Raw genomic sequence first — 15,993 nt, 5'->3', positions numbered from 1 at the left:
CGTCTCGAATGACGCTAGGAGTTGTCTCTATTGATCAGGATGAGAGCACGGTTTGCTTGCGACTCGCCGCCGCCGTCACCGCATATCCAATCAACGCTGCCAATATCGAGCCAGTCAGAATCCCCATCCGGTCCATCCCGGCGTATTCACTAGCGCCCGGCACAAACGCCAGGGAACCGACAAACAAACTCATGGTGAAACCAATCCCGCAGAGGATCGCAACCCCCAGCACCTGGCCCCAATTGGCGCCTTGGGGCAGGGCGGCGATGCCGGTTTTTACCGCGAGCCAGGTCAGGCCGAACACGCCAAGCGTCTTGCCCAGCAGCAGGCCGATTGCGATGCCCATCGGCACGTGATGGGTGAAGCTTTCGACGGTCACGCCGCTCAGGGACAGGCCGGCGTTGGCGAAGGCGAACAGCGGCAGGATGCCGTAGGCGACCCACGGGTGCAGGGCGTGTTCCAGCGTCAGCAGCGGCGACGGCTCGGCGTTTTTGGTGCGCAGTGGAATGCAGAAGGCCAGGGTTACGCCGGCCAGCGTGGCGTGGACACCGCTTTTGAGTACGCACACCCACAGGATCAAACCGATGATCATGTATGGCCCGAGCTTGACCACGCCGAGCCGGTTCATCGCGATCAGCGCGACGATGCAGGCCGCGGCCAACGCCAGGGACAGGGTCGACAGCGCGCCGGAATAGAAGATCGCAATGACGATGATCGCGCCGAGGTCGTCGATGATCGCCAGGGTCATCAGGAACAGTTTCAGCGACACCGGCACGCGCTTGCCCAGCAGGGCGAGGACGCCGAGGGCGAAGGCGATGTCAGTCGCCATCGGAATGGCCCAGCCACCGAGCGCAGCGGGATTGTCACGGTTGAAGAACCAGTAGACCAACGCCGGCACGACCATGCCGCCAATCGCCGCGGCGCCGGGCAGGACCACCTGTGAAGGCTTCGACAGCTGACCGTCGAGGACTTCGCGCTTTACTTCCAGGCCGATCAGCAGAAAGAACAGGGCCATCAGGCCGTCGTTGATCCACAGCAGTGCCGGTTTGGCGATTTGCAACGCGCCGACCTGAGCCACCACCGGGGTGTCCAGAAAGCTGCTGTAGAGCCACGACAACGGGGAGTTGTTGATGATCAAAGCCAGGGCTGCTGCGGCGATCAACAACAGACCGCTGGCAGCTTCCAACTGAAAGAAACGCGTGAAAGTGCTACGCAGAGGCAAGGTCGCTCTCCATCGAATAATCAAAAAGGTGGCACACCCTAACCCGTACCGTTAGTTGTTAAAACAAAAGTTATATTCTTTTTTGTTATATGCCGTTACAGCGCGAAAGGCGACACGGACCTGAGCCTAGCAGTTGCCGGACGTATTGAACCTCAGCTGTATCTGTGCGCGATGTCGGATTTTTCCTAAGCTTGTGGGCTGAGCCTTGTGCCAAGGCCGACTCAACGAGAAAACCATCATGAGCGACAACCGACAGTGGGCCCGGGAAGCGATCCGGATCATCGAAGCGGACTTCCAGCGCAGCGCCGACACCCACCTGATCCCCTTGCCGCTGCCGGGGTTGCCGGGCATCGAGTTGTATTTCAAGGATGAGTCGAGCCATCCCACCGGCAGCCTGAAACATCGCCTGGCGCGTTCGTTGTTCCTCTACGCGCTGTGTAACGGCTGGCTTAAACCCGGCGCACCAGTGATCGAAGCATCCAGCGGTTCGACGGCGATTTCCGAGGCATACTTCGCCCGTTTGCTCGGCCTGCCGTTTATTGCAGTGATGCCGGCCACCACCTCCAAAGAAAAGATCGCGCAGATCGAGTTCTACGGTGGCAAGAGCCATCTGGTGGACGACCCGACGCAGATCTATGCCGAATCCGAGCGCCTGGCGCGCGAGCACGACGGGCACTTTATCGATCAGTTCACCTATGCCGAACGCGCCACCGACTGGCGGGCGAACAACAACATCGCCGAATCGATCTTCCATCAGATGCGTTTTGAACAGCACCCTGAGCCGAGCTGGCTGATTTCCAGCCCAGGCACCGGCGGCACCACGGCGACCCTCGGGCGATACGTGCGTTATCGCCAGCATTGCACTCGCGTGCTGTGCGCCGATGCCGAGCGCTCGGTGTTTTTCGATTACTACCTGACTGGCGATGCCAGTCTTCGCCTGGATCACGGTTCGCGGATCGAAGGCATCGGTCGGCCACGGGTCGAGGCGTCGTTTCTGCCAAAGGTGATCGATGCGATGGTCAAGGTGCCGGACGATTTGTCACTGGCGGCCATGCATTACCTGGCGCAGCGTTTGGGACGTCGGGTGGGCGGGTCGAGCGGGACCAATCTGATTGGCGCGTTGATGGCGGCGCAACAGATGGTGGCGGCGGGGGAAACGGGGTCGATCGTGGCGATTCTGTGCGATGGCGGCGAGCGCTATGAGACCAGTTATTACGATCAGGCCTGGCTCAAGGCGCAGGGGTATGAGTTGAGTGGGTTGATGGCGGCGGTGGCAGCGAGTGTCGAGCGCGGCGAGCCGCTTCCAGCGACCGTGCTGCGCGCCAACATCTAACGGCTAACGATGCCCCTGTAGGAGCGAGGCTTGCCCGCGAAGAACGATAACGCGGTCTGTCTGAATGTCCGCGTTATCGTTCTTCGCGGGCAAGCCTCGCTCCTACAGGGTTTTGCATTTATTCCAGGGAATGCAGGTCAGGCTTCCAGGCCGAGGATATCGCGGGCCACGGCTTCAGCGATGCGAATGCCATCGACACCCGCCGACAGAATCCCGCCCGCATAACCCGCGCCTTCACCCGCCGGGAACAAGCCCTTGACGTTCAGGCTCTGCATTGACTCGTTACGGGTGATCCGCAACGGTGACGACGTACGCGTCTCGATCCCGGTCAACACCGCGTCATGCAGCGAGTAGCCGCGAATCTGCTTCTCGAACGCCGGCAAGGCTTCGCGGATGGCTTCGATGGCGAATGCCGGCAAGGCCAACGCCAAATCACCCAGTGCAACACCGGGCTTGTAGGACGGTTCAACGCTGCCCAGCTCGGTGGACGGCTTGCCCGCGATGAAATCGCCAACCAGCTGTGCCGGCGCTTCGTAGTTGCTGCCACCCAGCACAAAGGCGTGGGATTCCAGGCGTTCCTGCAACTCGATACCGGCCAGCGGGCCACCCGGATAATCGACTTCCGGGGTGATCCCGACGACGATCCCGGAGTTGGCGTTGCGCTCATTACGCGAGTACTGGCTCATGCCGTTGGTCACGACGCGATTCGGCTCGGAGGTCGCCGCGACCACCGTGCCGCCCGGGCACATGCAGAAGCTGTAGACCGAGCGACCGTTCTTGGCGTGGTGCACCAGTTTGTAGTCGGCGGCACCCAGTTTCGGGTGGCCGGCGTACTTGCCCAGGCGCGCGCGGTCGATCAGCGACTGCGGATGTTCGATACGGAAACCCACCGAAAACGGCTTGGCTTCCATGAACACGCCACGACCGTGGAGCATGCGGAAGGTGTCGCGGGCGCTGTGGCCGAGGGCCAGAATCACGTGCTTCGAATGGATCTGTTCGCCGCCGTTGAGCTCGACGCCAACCAATTGACCGTCCTCGATCAACACGTCGGTGACGCGCTGCTGGAAGCGTACTTCGCCGCCCAGGGCGCGAATCTGCTCACGCATGTTTTCCACAACGCCTGTCAGACGGAACGTACCGATGTGCGGTTTGCTGACGTAGAGGATTTCTTCCGGCGCGCCGGCTTTGACGAGCTCATGCAGGACTTTGCGCCCGATGAACTTCGGATCCTTGATCTGGCTGTAGAGCTTGCCGTCGGAGAAAGTCCCCGCGCCGCCTTCACCAAATTGCACGTTGGACTCGGGATTGAGCACGCTTTTACGCCACAGGCCCCAGGTGTCCTTGGTGCGCTGGCGCACTTCGGTACCGCGCTCGAGGATGATCGGCTTGAAGCCCATTTGCGCGAGCAACAGCCCGGCGAAAATCCCGCACGGCCCGAAACCTACGACAACCGGGCGTTGCTGCAGATCGGCCGGCGCCTGGCCGACCACTTTGTAGCTGACATCCGGCGCCACGTTGACGTTGCGGTCGTCGGCGAACTTGTGCAGCAACGCCGCCTCATCCTTCGCGGTGAGGTCGATGGTGTAGATGAAGCACAGTTCGGAGGATTTTTTGCGCGCATCGTAGCTGCGCTTGAACAAGGTGAAATCGAGCAGGTCATCACTGGCGATGCCCAGGCGCTGCACGATGGCAGGGCGCAGGTCTTCTTCGGGATGGTCGATCGGCAGCTTGAGTTCAGTGATTCGTAACATGACGGGATCCGGTTCGCGGGGCGCACAACTGCGCCAAGGCGTTTGAAGGCGGCGATTATAAGCCCCAAAAGCCGAGTCCCGTGAGGCTTAAACGATCAGTCGTCGCGCGATCCGCCGAAATACCCGCAACCACGCTGAACCTGGCCATCAATGCGCAGTTCGGCGCTCATGTGTTGAACACTGCCGGTGCTGCTGTCGACGCAACGTTGCGGCGCGACCCACAGTTCGATGTGCTGGTTATTGGCTTCGGTGCTGAGGTTGAAGCGGCCATCGCCCAGTTGCTCTTCAACATAAGGGACGGCCAGGGGCGGTTGGCCCGCACGGTCGACGACCATGCCTTTGCCACTGACCTTGACGTTCCACTCGGGCCCGTGGCCGGCGGCGCGCAGGATCAACGGTTTGAAATTCGGATCGCCGCAGGCGGTGCCCGAGCGCTCGACGCGGTACAACTGCTCCAGATCGAGGCGGCTGTCGACGATCCGCCCGCGAACGTCAGCGAACAGCTTGCCCTTCGCATCGGCGAGGCCTGCGGCCTCTTGCAGGACGCTGGTGCCGCCGGTGTCGTTGACCACGAAACTGCGCTGCTCATTGCACGGCTGGAACAACAGCTTGCCATCGGCTGCCGTCAACAGACCCTGCATTCGGGTCTGGCCCACGTGGGAGGCACTTTCACGCGGGCCATCGAACAACTGACAGGCCGCGAACAGTGGAAGCACGGCAACAAGGACTAAGGAACGGGCAACACGCATCTTTGGCTCTCCAGACAAGTGCCGCCACGTTACGCAGCCTGACCGTTCATCACAACCCCGCCGAGGTGTGTTGGTCCACCTGTAGGAGCACAGCTTGCTGGCGAAGGCGATCTTACGGACGCCTTCGCCGGCAAGCCGTGCTCCTACGGATTGTGTTGTTTAGCCGACGTGAAAGGTCTGACCGGTTTGCAGGCCTTCTACGCTTTTGGCGTAGGCCAGTGCCACATCGACAGCCGGAACCGGTTTGAAGCCGCGGAAGTACGGCGCGTATTTGCCCATGGCTTCAACCAGGACATTCGGGCTCACCGAGTTCACCCGCAGGCCGCGCGGCAGTTCGATCGCGGCGGCACGCACGAAGCTGTCGATGGCACCGTTGACCAGTGCGGCCGAAGCACCGCTGCGGATCGGATCGTGGCTGAGCACGCCGGTGGTGAAGGTGAACGATGCGCCGTCATTGGCGAATTCGCGACCGATCAGCAGCAGGTTGACCTGGCCCATCAGCTTGTCGTTCAGGCCGAGGGTGAAACTGTCGGCGGTCATTTCGTTCAGCGGCGCGAAGGTCACGTTGCCCGCCGCGCAAACCAGTGCGTCGAACTTGCCGGTCTGTTCGAACAGTTTGCGAATCGAGGCGCTGTCGCTGATATCCACTTGGAAGTCGCCGCTGTTGCGACCGATGCGGATGACCTCGTGACGCTCGGACAACTCCTTGTCGATCGCCGAACCGATGGTGCCGCCTGCGCCAATCAAAAGAATTTTCATGTTGTTGATCCTCATGTGTGTTGAAAGTGGCTTCAGTCTAGAGTGGTTTTTTCTGCGGATAAGCGCGCTAATAGGCAACCTTTGGTTTTCTAATGGAAACAATCCATGAGCGAGATGGATGATCTGGCGGCGTTTGCAGTGCTGATTGAAGCGGGCAGTTTCACCTTGGCGGCGCAACAACTGGGTTGCAGCAAGGGCCAGTTGTCCAAGCGCATCAGCCTGTTGGAGACGCGGTTTTCCGTGGTGCTGCTGCAACGCACCACCCGCCGCTTGAGCCTGACGGCGGCGGGGGCGGCGCTGTTGCCGCAAGCCCAGGCGCTGGTGGTGCAAGTGGAACGGGCGCGTCAGGCATTGGCGCGGTTGAAGGACGATATGGCAGGGCCGGTGCGTATGACGGTTCCGGTATCTTTGGGAGAAACCTTCTTCGATGGCTTGCTGCTGGAGTTTTCCCACAAGTACCCGCAGGTGCAGATCGAGCTCGACCTCAGCAACAATTACCGTGACTTGTCCCGCGACGGTTTTGATCTGGCGGTTCGCTCCGACGTCGGCAATGACGAGCGTCTGGTGGCGCGACCGCTGTTGGCCTGGCACGAACTGACCTGCGCCAGCCCGGCTTACCTTGAGCGACACGGCGAACCGCTGACCCCACAGTCCCTGGCTGAGCACCAATGTTTGCTCAACAGCCACTACAGCGGCCGCGAAGAATGGCTGTATCACCAACAGCACGAATTATTGCGTGTGCGTGTGTCGGGGCCGTTCGCCAGCAATCATTACAGCCTGCTCAAAAAAGCCGCTCTGGCGGGCGCCGGCATTGCGCGTCTGCCGTCCTACCTGTTGCAGGCCGAATTGGCTGACGGCCGTTTGCGCTGGCTCCTGCGCGATTATCAGACGCGTCGCATGCCGATGTATTTGGTGCACCCGTATCAGGGTGGGTTGCCCAAGCGCACGCAGGTGCTGGCGGATTACTTGATTGGCTGGTTCAAGCGCAGTGGGGAGGCGTTGGATCGCCTCTGACTGATCATACAAACCCCTGTAGGAGCCGGCTTGCTGGCGATCGCGGTGTATCAGTCAGCATCTCTGTTGAATGTAATACCGCTATCGCCAGCAAGCCGGCTCCTACAAGGGTTATTCATTGTTCTCGGGGTTGTGCCTGGCACAAAAAAAACGGCCCGAAGGCCGTTTTTTTGTTTACCGCAAACGCTTAACCACCGAGGTACGCTTCGCGCACTTTCGGGTCGGTCAGCAGCGCTTCACCGGTGCCTTGCATCACCACGCGGCCGTTCTCCAGAACGTATGCGCGGTCAGCGATTTTCAGCGCCTGGTTGGCGTTCTGCTCGACCAGGAACACCGTCACGCCATCCTTGCGCAGCTGTTCGATGATGTCGAAGATCTGCTGGATGATGATCGGCGCCAGACCCAGCGATGGCTCGTCGAGCAGCAGCAGCTTGGGCTTGCTCATCAGCGCACGGCCGATGGCGAGCATTTGCTGTTCGCCGCCGGACATGGTGCCGCCGCGCTGATTGAAACGCTCTTTCAGGCGTGGGAAAAGTCCGAGGACCTTGTCCATCTGTTCCTGGTAATCGCCCTTTTCAGTGAAGAAGCCACCCATGGAGAGGTTTTCTTCTACGGTCAGGCGAGCAAACACCCGACGACCTTCCGGCACGACGGCGATGCTCTTGCGCATGATCTGCGACGAACTCTGGCCGACGAGCTCTTCGCCCATGTAGCGGATGCTGCCGCTGTGGGCTTGCGGCGAACCGCAGAGGGTCATCAGCAGGGTCGATTTGCCGGCACCGTTGGCACCGATCAGGGTCACGATCTCGCCCTGACGGACTTCGACGTTGACGCTGTGCAGCGCCTGGATCTTGCCGTAGAAGGTGGAAACGTTTTCGAATTGCAGCATTTACGCTTCCCCCAGGTAGGCTTTGATCACTTCAGGATTGTCGCGGATCTGTTCCGGCGTACCGTCGGCCAGAGGCGTGCCCTGGTTGATCACGACGATGTGGTCGGAAATGCTCATGACCAGTTTCATGTCGTGTTCGATCAGCAGCACGGTGACGTTGTGCTCTTCACGCAGCATGCTGATCAGCGCCTTGAGATCCTCGGTTTCCTTCGGGTTCAGGCCGGCAGCCGGTTCGTCGAGCATGAGGATCCGCGGGCGGGTCATCATGCAACGGGCGATTTCCAGACGACGTTGCTGACCGTAGGCCAGGGTTCCGGCCGGACGGTTGGCAAACGCCTTGAGGTTGACCTTGTCCAGCCAGTACTCGGCGAACTCCATGGCTTCGCGTTCGCTTTTGCGGAAGCCCGGGGTCTTGAACAGGCCCGCCAGGAAGTTGGTGTTCAGGTGACGGTGCTGGGCGATCAAGAGGTTCTCGACCGCTGTCATGTCCTTGAACAGCCGCACGTTCTGGAAGGTGCGCACCACGCCTTTGAGGGCGATCTTGTGGCCGGGCAGGCCTTCGATCGGCTCGCCGTCCAGCATGATGCTGCCGCCGCTCGGCTTGTAGAAACCGGTCAGGCAGTTGAACACGGTGGTCTTGCCGGCGCCGTTGGGGCCGATCAGTGCCACGACCTGTTTCTCTTTCACGCTCAGGGCTACGCCATTGACGGCCAGCAAGCCGCCGAAGCGCATGCTCAGGTTTTCGACTTTAAGGATCTCGCGGCTCATTTGCGCAGCTCCATGTGAGGACGTTGCATGGGCAGCAGACCTTGAGGACGCCAGATCATCATCAGCACCATCAAGGCGCCGAACATCAACATGCGGTATTCACTGAACTCACGCATCATTTCCGGCAACAGGATCATCACCGTGGCGGCGAGTACGACGCCCAGCTGCGAGCCCATGCCACCCAGCACCACGATGGCGAGGATGGTCGCCGACTCGATGAAGGTGAAGGACTCCGGTGTGACCAGGCCCTGACGCGCGGCGAAGAAGCTGCCCGCGAAACCGGCGAAGCACGCGCCGAGGGTGAAAGCCGAGAGCTTGATGATCGTCGGGTTCAGACCCAGAGCACGGCAGGCGATTTCGTCTTCACGCAACGCTTCCCAGGCACGGCCCAGGGGCATGCGCAGCAAGCGGTTGATGACGAACAGCGCAAACAGCGCGAGGAACAGCGCGACCAGGTAAAGAAAGATCACCTTGTTGATCGAGTTGTATTCCAGGCCGAAGTACTCGTGGAACGTCTGCAGGCCTTCAGCCGCCTTACGTTCGAAAGTCAGGCCGAAGAACGTCGGTTTCTCGATGTTGCTGATGCCGTTCGGACCACCGGTGATGTCGGTCAGGTTACGCAGGAACAGACGGATGATTTCGCCGAAGCCCAGGGTCACGATCGCCAGGTAGTCACCGCGCAGACGCAGGACCGGGAAACCGAGCAGGAAGCCGAAAGTGGCCGCCATCAGGCCGGCGATCGGCAGGCAGATCCAGAAGCTCAAGCCGTAGTAGTGCGACAGCAGCGCGTAGCTGTAGGCGCCGACGGCATAGAAACCGACGTAACCGAGGTCGAGCAGGCCGGCCAGACCGACCACGATGTTCAGGCCCAGGCCGAGCATCACGTAGATCAGCACCAGCGTGGCGATATCCACCGCACCGCGAGAACCGAAGAACGGCCAGACCAGCGCGCCGACGATCAGCGCGATGATGATCCAGCGTTGGGTGGTCGGCAGGGTCAGGAAATTACTGGCCTTGGCCGGCATCACCGGCAGGTTGGGCGAGGATTTCCAGGCCGAGCTGATCTGCTGGTCGAACAGCACCCGCAGGAACATCAGTACCGAGCACACGGCGATGGTGATCAGCGTGGCAGTGCTGGTGCCATGGACTTCGAGGTTGATGCCGACAATGGTCAGCTTCAGACCGAGTACCGGGTAGGCAACGGCCCACACCAGCAAGGCGCTGAACAACGCCTGTTTAAGATTCCTAGTCATACTTTTTCAACCTCCGGACGGCCCAACAGGCCGGTAGGCCGGAACAACAACACCAGAACCAATAGGCCGAACGCCACGACGTCCTTGTACTGGTCGCCGAAGATATCGGCACCGAAGGCTTCCGCCACCCCAAGCACGATCCCGCCGAGCATGGCGCCGGGGATGCTGCCGATACCGCCCAGTACCGCTGCGGTGAAGGCCTTGAGGCCGACCAGGAAACCGGCGTTCGGGTTGATCACGCCATATTGCATGCTCAGCAGCACGGCCGCGATGGCCGCCAGTGCTGCACCGATGACGAAGGTCAGGGCGATGATGTTGTTGGTGTTGATACCCAGCAGGTTGGCCATCTTGATGTCTTCGGCACAGGCGCGGCAGGCGCGACCCAGGCGAGAGCGGGAGATGAACAGCGTCAGGCCGAGCATGGCGATCAGGGTCACCACGAACACCACGATTTGCATGTAGGAAATCAGCACTTCATGTGCGCCACCTGGCCCGATGGCGAAGTTGCCGGGGATCAGGTTGGGGATGGATTTGTCCTTGGAGTCTTGCGCCAGCAGAACCGTGTTCTGCAGGAAAATCGACATACCGATGGCGGAAATCAGCGGGATCAGACGGTTGCTGCCGCGCAAGGGGCGGTAGGCGATCCGTTCGATGCTGTAACCGTAGGCACTGGTCACGACGATGGTCGCGAGGAAAGCGGCGGTCATCAACAGCGGAACACTGTCGAGTCCCATCATGGACAGGCCCGCAATGGCGATGAACGCCACGTAGGAACCGATCATGTACACCTCGCCGTGGGCGAAGTTGATCATTCCAATGATGCCGTAAACCATCGTATAGCCGATGGCGATCAGGGCATACGTGCTGCCAATGGTCAGACCATTAACCAGCTGTTGGAAGAAGTGATAGATGTCAGGCATTACAGCGCTCCTAAAAACCTGATACGCATTTCACTGGTGGAGTCATTTTCCCGCTCGAGCCCCGTGGATCTGCATCCACTTCGAACGCGAGGTTTGCCAGCGAACCGCTGATGACGGTTTTGAGATTTTCAGGTGGGGAGACTGGCGGATCACGCCAGCGCGGCCCAATACGTTCGTAAAACAAAGCCCACGGCACGCCGTGGGCTTTATTGGCAGTCAGTCAGGCAACGCCTTACTGAGGCTTGGCTTCAGTTTTTGGTTTGCCGAAGTGCCACTCGTAAACCACAAATTTGAAGTCTTTCAGGTCGCCCTTCTCGTCGAAGCTCAGGTCGCCGGTAGGGGTCTTGAAGGTGCCTTTGTGGATGGCTTCAGCCACTTTGGCGGAGTCTTCGGACTTGGCAGCCTTGATACCGTCGGCAATTACGGTCACCGCCGAGTAGGCCGGGAACACGAACGGACCGCTCGGGTCTTCTTTCTTCGCTTTGAACGCGTCAGCCAGGGCGATGTTGGCAGGATCCTGGTCGAAGGATTTCGGCAGGGTCACCAGCAGGCCTTCGGAAGCTTCCTTGGCGATCTGCGAAATGGAGTCGTTACCCACGCCTTCCGGACCCATGAACTTGGCTTTCAGGCCTTTTTCCTGGGATTGACGCAGGATCAGACCCAGCTCCGGGTGGTAGCCGCCGTAGTAGACGAAGTCGACGTTGGCTTGCTTGAGCTTGGAGACCATCGAAGAGAAGTCTTTGTCGCCGGCGTTGATGCCTTCGAACACGGCAACCTTGACGCCTTTGCCTTCCAGGGTTTTCTTCACGGCACTGGCGATGCCTTCACCGTATTGCTGTTTGTCGTGCAGGACAGCAACGATCTTCGGTTTTACGAAGTCGGCAATGTAGTTACCGGCGGCAGGGCCCTGGGCGCTGTCCAGACCGATAGTACGGAAGATCATTTTGTAACCGCGATTGGTGATGTCCGGGCTGGTGGCAGCCGGGGTGATCATGATCACGCCTTCGTCTTCGTAGATGTCCGAAGCCGGTTGAGTGGAGCTGGAGCACAGGTGACCGACTACGAACTTGACGCCGTCGTTGACGACCTTGTTCGCTACAGCCACAGCTTGTTTTGGATCACAGGCGTCATCGTATTCAACGGCTTCGAGTTTCTTGCCGTCTACGCCGCCCTTGGCGTTGATCTGTTCGATGGCCATTTTGGCGCCACTGAACTGCATGTCGCCGTATTGGGCTACAGGGCCGGTTTTAGGGCCGGCGATGCCGATCTTGATGGTGTCAGCTGCGAACGAATGGCTGGCAACCCCGGCCAGAACCATAGCGGCAAACAGTTTGGAAATCTGCTTAGTAGCCTTAGTCATAGTGCTCCACTCTTACTGTTGTAGTTTTTATAGTCCTGGCGCCGTAGCAGCAGAACCGGGTCAGATATCTTCGAATATCCTCCGGAAAATGCCCCCGGCAACTGTACCGGTACAGTGTAGAGCGCCGATTGTTAGCCTGGGAAGGCAGCGCCGGGGGGCAAAACCTGAGGGTGTCGCTTTTTTGAAAGAAAAAGACAGAATTGCGGCGGGGGTTGTAGCTGAATTCTCAGCAATCCTTGGCTTTCCTGCAGTTTTCAATCGGTAACTCAATTGCATCCGGGTTTTTCTGCCTGACCACCGACGTTATCATCCACGTCGATTTCTTTTCCGGACAGGACCCATGACTCAAGAACCTAGCACCCTCTATGCCAAGCTGCTTGGTGAAACCGCATCTATTACCTGGAAGGAGCTGGAGCCCTTCTTCGCCAAGGGTGCCCTATTGTGGGTCGATCCCGGTCTGGATTTGATCGCGGTGGCCGAGGCTGTGGCGACGGACGAAGGGACGAAAGTGGCTGCCTGGCTGGCCGCCGACACGGTCGCCAAGCTGTCTGAAACGCGGGCGCTGGATCTTTTTGAACGTGATCCGGAGTTGTGGGCAGTGGTGGTTTCGCCGTGGATTCTGATCCAGGAAAGGGCGACGAAGTGAAGTTGCGCACCGAATGAGTGCGTCGCTTCGCCGGGGAAAAGTGTGTAGCCGAGTAGCGTGATGGCATGTTGCCGTAGAGAAAGGCCACAGGCGGAGTTGGCATAACGGTGACGTAAACGTAACGGGCACAGTTTATTGAGCAGCCGATGGGCTGCTTAATTGTTTCTGGATGTTGGAATTGGGGGGCTGTTCAGGCTGGGAGTTGTGGTTTTGTGTACATATCCATTGCTGCGGTAACGGCCTCTATGGGTTTCGCCCTTACGGCGAGTCACTTGGAAAAGCCCCAAGTAACCAAGGGCTCTTGCCCCTTTCGTCCGGTGCCTCGCCCAGGCTCGGCATACCCTCGCTCCGGTCCTGCTCCGTGGGCCCGCCGCCATCGGCCATCCATGGCCGGGGGCGGCTAACCCGGCATCCATGCCGGGTTGCCCACTGCGCAAAACCTCCACTCGGCCTCCCCATGGGGCAAGCAGATCAAAATCAAAAGCCAGATCAACACCGCGCGAGGCGGCCTTAAAGTCGACCTGGCTCTTTGGTGGTCCGCGTTGTCCTTCTTTGTTTCGTACACTCATTCCGGACTTGTACACCAATCCCCTGTAGGAGCCGGCTTGCTGGCGATGGACGTTAACGATGACGCGGGCTGCCTGAATGTGCGCGGTGGCTGGGCGTTTTTCGCGAGCAGGCTCGCTCCTACATGGGATCGGCGTCAGCACGGTCAAACAAGCGCAGCGCGCCCGCTTGACGCCCCGGTCGGCCCAAAGGCCGCCTCGTTTTTGATTTTGATCGCAGGCGCCCCGTTAACCACGCTGGCCGAACGCAGGCATTGCGCAGCGGGGAAACCGGCAAGGATGCCGGTTTAGCCGCGCTGGGCCAGGGATGGCCCATCGCGGCGACCCGCGGAGCAATGCCGGAGTGAGGGCACACCGAGCCAGAGCGAGGTGCCAAGTGGTGGGGCAAGAGCGTTTGGTTACTTGGCGCTTTTCCAAGTAACTCGCCGTAAGGGCGAAACCAATATCCGCCATCACCCAAAAAACGGATATACACCCCGAAACAATGGAACGACGCGATTTCAGATCAGACGGTAAACGTCTTGCCCGTGTGGTTATTAAGCGAAATAACCTTGGTCTTGCCAATCCGGTGACGGTAGATCTCGCGCAGGTACTTGATCGCCTTTTTCACGCAATCGCGCGACAGGCGAATGTCATTGATCGAGACAAATTTTTCCTTGTCGTTGATCAGCTCGCGGTACTTCTTCTCGTACATCGGTTTGATCGCATACCAGTTGGTATCGAGGATCTTCGCCGGGTTCTCGAACTCGTTCAGCAAGTCGTCGATCAGCTCTTCGTTGAAGTCTTCGTTGATGATGAAGTCGAGGATCGAGTTGTCCAGCGTATCGTCGAAGCGGTACGGGTTCTTCGCGAAGCAGCGCTTGATGAAGGCCACGATCAGCGTCAGGAAGTCGTCCGACAGGCACGGGCTCTTGGCGATCAAGGTGGTCAGCGACAAGTTGGCCGACGCGCCGATCACCAGCGCATAACGCTTGAGCGTGGTGTTCGGGAACAGGCTGTTGAGGTGAGTCTTCAACCGGTTCAGGTCCATGTACGACAGCTTGTAGTCTTTGGGCAGCGAAACAATCGACACCACCGACGAGCAGTTCTTGAAGAAGTGCAGGTCGTGCAACGCGGCCGCGTCGTAACCGGAATTCTTGTACTGCTCCAGCGAGGCGCGATAGCGCTTGGACTCGATCGGCAGCAGGCTGATGCCTTCAATGGCCTGGGTCACTTTGTTGAAGTGCGGCAGGTCGATGGAGCGGAAGAACAGGTCATCGATGTTCAGGCGCTGCGGCTCTTTCTCGAACACCTTGAACTTGTCACTGCTTGGCGGCGGGGTTTCCGGCACGACCGATTCGGCGTAGGCAATCGCCACCGGGCCGGCCAGGCTCATGAACAGGTCGTTGGCGTCGAGGCGAATGGTTTCGCCGATGTCGATGCCGGCGCGACGGAAATAGTTCTGGTCGTAGTCAGTCGTGACCGCCTGCGCCGTCAGAATGTTGAAGATCTGCTGCGAAATGTATTGGTTGGCGTGCTTTTCCATCGCGTTGACGTCGATGTTCTGGATGTTGCCGTCATCGCTTTCTTCGGCATAACGCATGATGTCGTTGGAAATCAGCATCATCGCGTTCCATGGGCGGATACGGCCCATGACGCTGGCTTCGCTGCTGTCTTCGTTGGCGAAGTTGTAGGAGAAGTCCCATTCTTCCGAGAGATATTTGCACAGCAGGCGACCGGCGTTGATGTGCAGCGCCTCGGACATTTCACTGCGGTGATCGGAAATGTTCGGCAGTACGCAGATGCCGCTGGTGAAGATCGGTTCGAAGACGAAGGAATGACCGCTTTTGCCGTCGTGCTCGTCCATCGGCTTGGTGTCGAACGTCTTGTTCATGTACGAGTGCTGCTGGGCCAGGCCGAATTCCGAAGCCATGCCCGAACCGGTACCGCCGCCGGCACTGAAGATCGAGAAGTACAGGCGCGACTGGTTGGCCTTGATGCCGCAGCTGTCGATCAGGTACGAGTGAATCATTTTCCAGTCCGGGCTGGAGAAACGCTGGGTGTCCTTGTTCAGGATGATCTTGGCCAGGTACTGACCGAGGATCGGCGCGTTACCGGCGCCACCGGCGTGGACTTCCGACAAGTCCATGATTTTCATTTTGCTGTAGTCGCGCAGGAAGCCGCTTTTTTCGCCCTTGCGCGAGAAACGGATGCGACCGGCGATGTCTTTGTCGAGGTCGCCGAGCATCACCAGCGGTTCGACCAGGAACACCGGCTTGGTGGCCTTGTTCGGGCCCAGGCGCAGGTTGTTGCGGATCCACTGGGCCGGGCTGTAGCCCTTTTCCGCGTAGCGCTTGTCCGGCGACAGGCGATCTTCGTTGTTGAATTCGTTGAGGTAGAACTTGCGGGCGTTGTACACCAGCTCCGCGACGTCCAGCGCGATGTTCGAGCCGCAGCGACCGAGGCCGATCAGGCACACCGACGGGAATTCCTGATCGTTGTGCTGTTCGTTATCGCCTTCCAGGTGCGGCGGACGCGGGAACACCATGTCGCGCAGACCGTCGAGGTTATCGAGGATGCGGTCGGTATTGGTCTCGGTGAAGTACAGGTATTGCTGAGTCGCCAACGGGCGCGAGGGGCTCAATGGCTTCGACGGCGTGGGGCTGTTCGCCGCGGGGCTCAGCGTCAGATCGGAAATCGCAGTGGCCGGATTGTTTTTAGAAGTCATTGTGCGCCATGTACCTGGGCTGGTTGGCTGGACGACTACGTGTCGTCAAACCATCA

13 protein-coding genes are annotated in these 15,993 nt (G+C 59.5%); 3 read left to right on the top strand and 10 right to left on the bottom strand.

What is annotated here, in order from left to right; genetic code table 11:
- Positions 1-34 precede the first annotated feature (34 nt).
- Positions 35-1,222 carry a Na+/H+ antiporter NhaA gene (nhaA, locus tag ACM6IO_RS06440; protein WP_414911173.1) on the bottom strand — a complete coding sequence of 396 codons (1,188 nt, stop codon included), beginning with the start codon at positions 1,220-1,222 and terminating at the stop codon, positions 35-37.
- Positions 1,223-1,457: 235 nt separating this feature from the next.
- Between nhaA and ACM6IO_RS06435 the strand changes: the two genes are divergently transcribed.
- Complete coding sequence (locus ACM6IO_RS06435) at positions 1,458-2,555, top strand: PLP-dependent cysteine synthase family protein (protein WP_177318900.1); 1,098 nt, start codon at positions 1,458-1,460, stop codon at positions 2,553-2,555.
- A 137-nt stretch (positions 2,556-2,692) separates the two neighbouring features.
- On the opposite strand, the gene ACM6IO_RS06430 is transcribed toward ACM6IO_RS06435, so the two are convergent.
- The 3 genes from ACM6IO_RS06430 to ACM6IO_RS06420 form a co-directional block, all read right to left on the bottom strand.
- On the bottom strand, positions 2,693-4,306 hold the full coding sequence (locus tag ACM6IO_RS06430) for an NAD(P)/FAD-dependent oxidoreductase (protein ID WP_414911172.1): 1,614 nt from the start codon (positions 4,304-4,306) through the stop codon (positions 2,693-2,695).
- 95 nt (positions 4,307-4,401) lie between these two features.
- Entirely contained in the window at positions 4,402-5,055 is a 654-nt protein-coding gene (locus ACM6IO_RS06425) for a COG3650 family protein (RefSeq protein WP_223450979.1), read from the bottom strand.
- Between the two features lie 159 nt (positions 5,056-5,214).
- Positions 5,215-5,814, bottom strand: a complete 600-nt coding sequence (locus ACM6IO_RS06420; protein ID WP_008034386.1) for a short chain dehydrogenase — start codon at positions 5,812-5,814, stop codon at positions 5,215-5,217.
- Positions 5,815-5,919: 105 nt separating this feature from the next.
- On the opposite strand from ACM6IO_RS06420, the gene ACM6IO_RS06415 reads away from it, so the two are divergent.
- Positions 5,920-6,828 carry a LysR family transcriptional regulator gene (locus ACM6IO_RS06415; RefSeq protein ID WP_192228639.1) on the top strand — a complete coding sequence of 303 codons (909 nt, stop codon included), beginning with the start codon at positions 5,920-5,922 and terminating at the stop codon, positions 6,826-6,828.
- A gap of 187 nt (positions 6,829-7,015) precedes the next feature.
- On the opposite strand, the gene ACM6IO_RS06410 is transcribed toward ACM6IO_RS06415, so the two are convergent.
- From ACM6IO_RS06410 to ACM6IO_RS06390, 5 genes are all read right to left on the bottom strand, one after another.
- Positions 7,016-7,717: an ABC transporter ATP-binding protein gene (locus ACM6IO_RS06410; RefSeq protein ID WP_008034381.1), complete on the bottom strand. Its 702-nt coding sequence runs from the start codon at positions 7,715-7,717 to the stop codon at positions 7,016-7,018.
- Entirely contained in the window at positions 7,718-8,485 is a 768-nt protein-coding gene (livG, locus tag ACM6IO_RS06405) for a high-affinity branched-chain amino acid ABC transporter ATP-binding protein LivG (protein ID WP_008034380.1), read from the bottom strand.
- Entirely contained in the window at positions 8,482-9,738 is a 1,257-nt protein-coding gene (locus ACM6IO_RS06400; RefSeq protein WP_008034379.1) for a high-affinity branched-chain amino acid ABC transporter permease LivM, read from the bottom strand. Before ACM6IO_RS06400 ends, livG begins: the two co-directional genes overlap by 4 nt.
- On the bottom strand, positions 9,735-10,658 hold the full coding sequence (livH, locus tag ACM6IO_RS06395) for a high-affinity branched-chain amino acid ABC transporter permease LivH (RefSeq protein ID WP_008034378.1): 924 nt from the start codon (positions 10,656-10,658) through the stop codon (positions 9,735-9,737). The genes ACM6IO_RS06400 and livH overlap by 4 nt, the downstream gene beginning before the upstream one ends.
- A 232-nt stretch (positions 10,659-10,890) precedes the next feature.
- A complete protein-coding gene (locus ACM6IO_RS06390; RefSeq protein ID WP_223437626.1) occupies positions 10,891-12,018 on the bottom strand; it encodes a branched-chain amino acid ABC transporter substrate-binding protein in 1,128 nt (375 codons plus the stop codon).
- Positions 12,019-12,358: 340 nt separating this feature from the next.
- On the opposite strand from ACM6IO_RS06390, the gene ACM6IO_RS06385 reads away from it, so the two are divergent.
- Complete coding sequence (locus tag ACM6IO_RS06385; RefSeq protein ID WP_008043547.1) at positions 12,359-12,664, top strand: DUF2288 domain-containing protein; 306 nt, start codon at positions 12,359-12,361, stop codon at positions 12,662-12,664.
- A 1,071-nt stretch (positions 12,665-13,735) separates the two neighbouring features.
- Here ACM6IO_RS06385 and ACM6IO_RS06380 read toward each other — a convergent pair.
- A complete protein-coding gene (locus ACM6IO_RS06380) occupies positions 13,736-15,937 on the bottom strand; it encodes a hypothetical protein (protein WP_008034213.1) in 2,202 nt (733 codons plus the stop codon).
- Positions 15,938-15,993 lie beyond the last annotated feature (56 nt).

Source organism: Pseudomonas sp. IT-P44, assembly GCF_949768225.1.
Taxonomy (GTDB): domain Bacteria; phylum Pseudomonadota; class Gammaproteobacteria; order Pseudomonadales; family Pseudomonadaceae; genus Aquipseudomonas; species Aquipseudomonas migulae.
The sequence above is the reverse complement of the archived record's forward strand: the minus strand, read 5'-3'. Positions and strand labels throughout refer to the sequence as shown.

Bases quoted from the DNA above. Each gene is read 5' to 3' on its own strand.
- ACM6IO_RS06430 (WP_414911172.1), bottom strand. From the start codon at position 4,306: ATGTTACGAATCACTGAACTCAAGCTGCCGATCGACCATCCCGAAGAA.
- ACM6IO_RS06425 (WP_223450979.1), bottom strand. From the start codon at position 5,055: ATGCGTGTTGCCCGTTCCTTAGTCCTTGTTGCCGTGCTTCCACTGTTC.
- ACM6IO_RS06420 (WP_008034386.1), bottom strand. From the start codon at position 5,814: ATGAAAATTCTTTTGATTGGCGCAGGCGGCACCATCGGTTCGGCGATC.
- ACM6IO_RS06415 (WP_192228639.1), top strand. From the start codon at position 5,920: ATGAGCGAGATGGATGATCTGGCGGCGTTTGCAGTGCTGATTGAAGCG.
- ACM6IO_RS06410 (WP_008034381.1), bottom strand. From the start codon at position 7,717: ATGCTGCAATTCGAAAACGTTTCCACCTTCTACGGCAAGATCCAGGCG.
- livG (WP_008034380.1), bottom strand. From the start codon at position 8,485: ATGAGCCGCGAGATCCTTAAAGTCGAAAACCTGAGCATGCGCTTCGGC.
- ACM6IO_RS06400 (WP_008034379.1), bottom strand. From the start codon at position 9,738: ATGACTAGGAATCTTAAACAGGCGTTGTTCAGCGCCTTGCTGGTGTGG.
- livH (WP_008034378.1), bottom strand. From the start codon at position 10,658: ATGCCTGACATCTATCACTTCTTCCAACAGCTGGTTAATGGTCTGACC.
- ACM6IO_RS06390 (WP_223437626.1), bottom strand. From the start codon at position 12,018: ATGACTAAGGCTACTAAGCAGATTTCCAAACTGTTTGCCGCTATGGTT.
- ACM6IO_RS06385 (WP_008043547.1), top strand. From the start codon at position 12,359: ATGACTCAAGAACCTAGCACCCTCTATGCCAAGCTGCTTGGTGAAACC.
- ACM6IO_RS06380 (WP_008034213.1), bottom strand. From the start codon at position 15,937: ATGACTTCTAAAAACAATCCGGCCACTGCGATTTCCGATCTGACGCTG.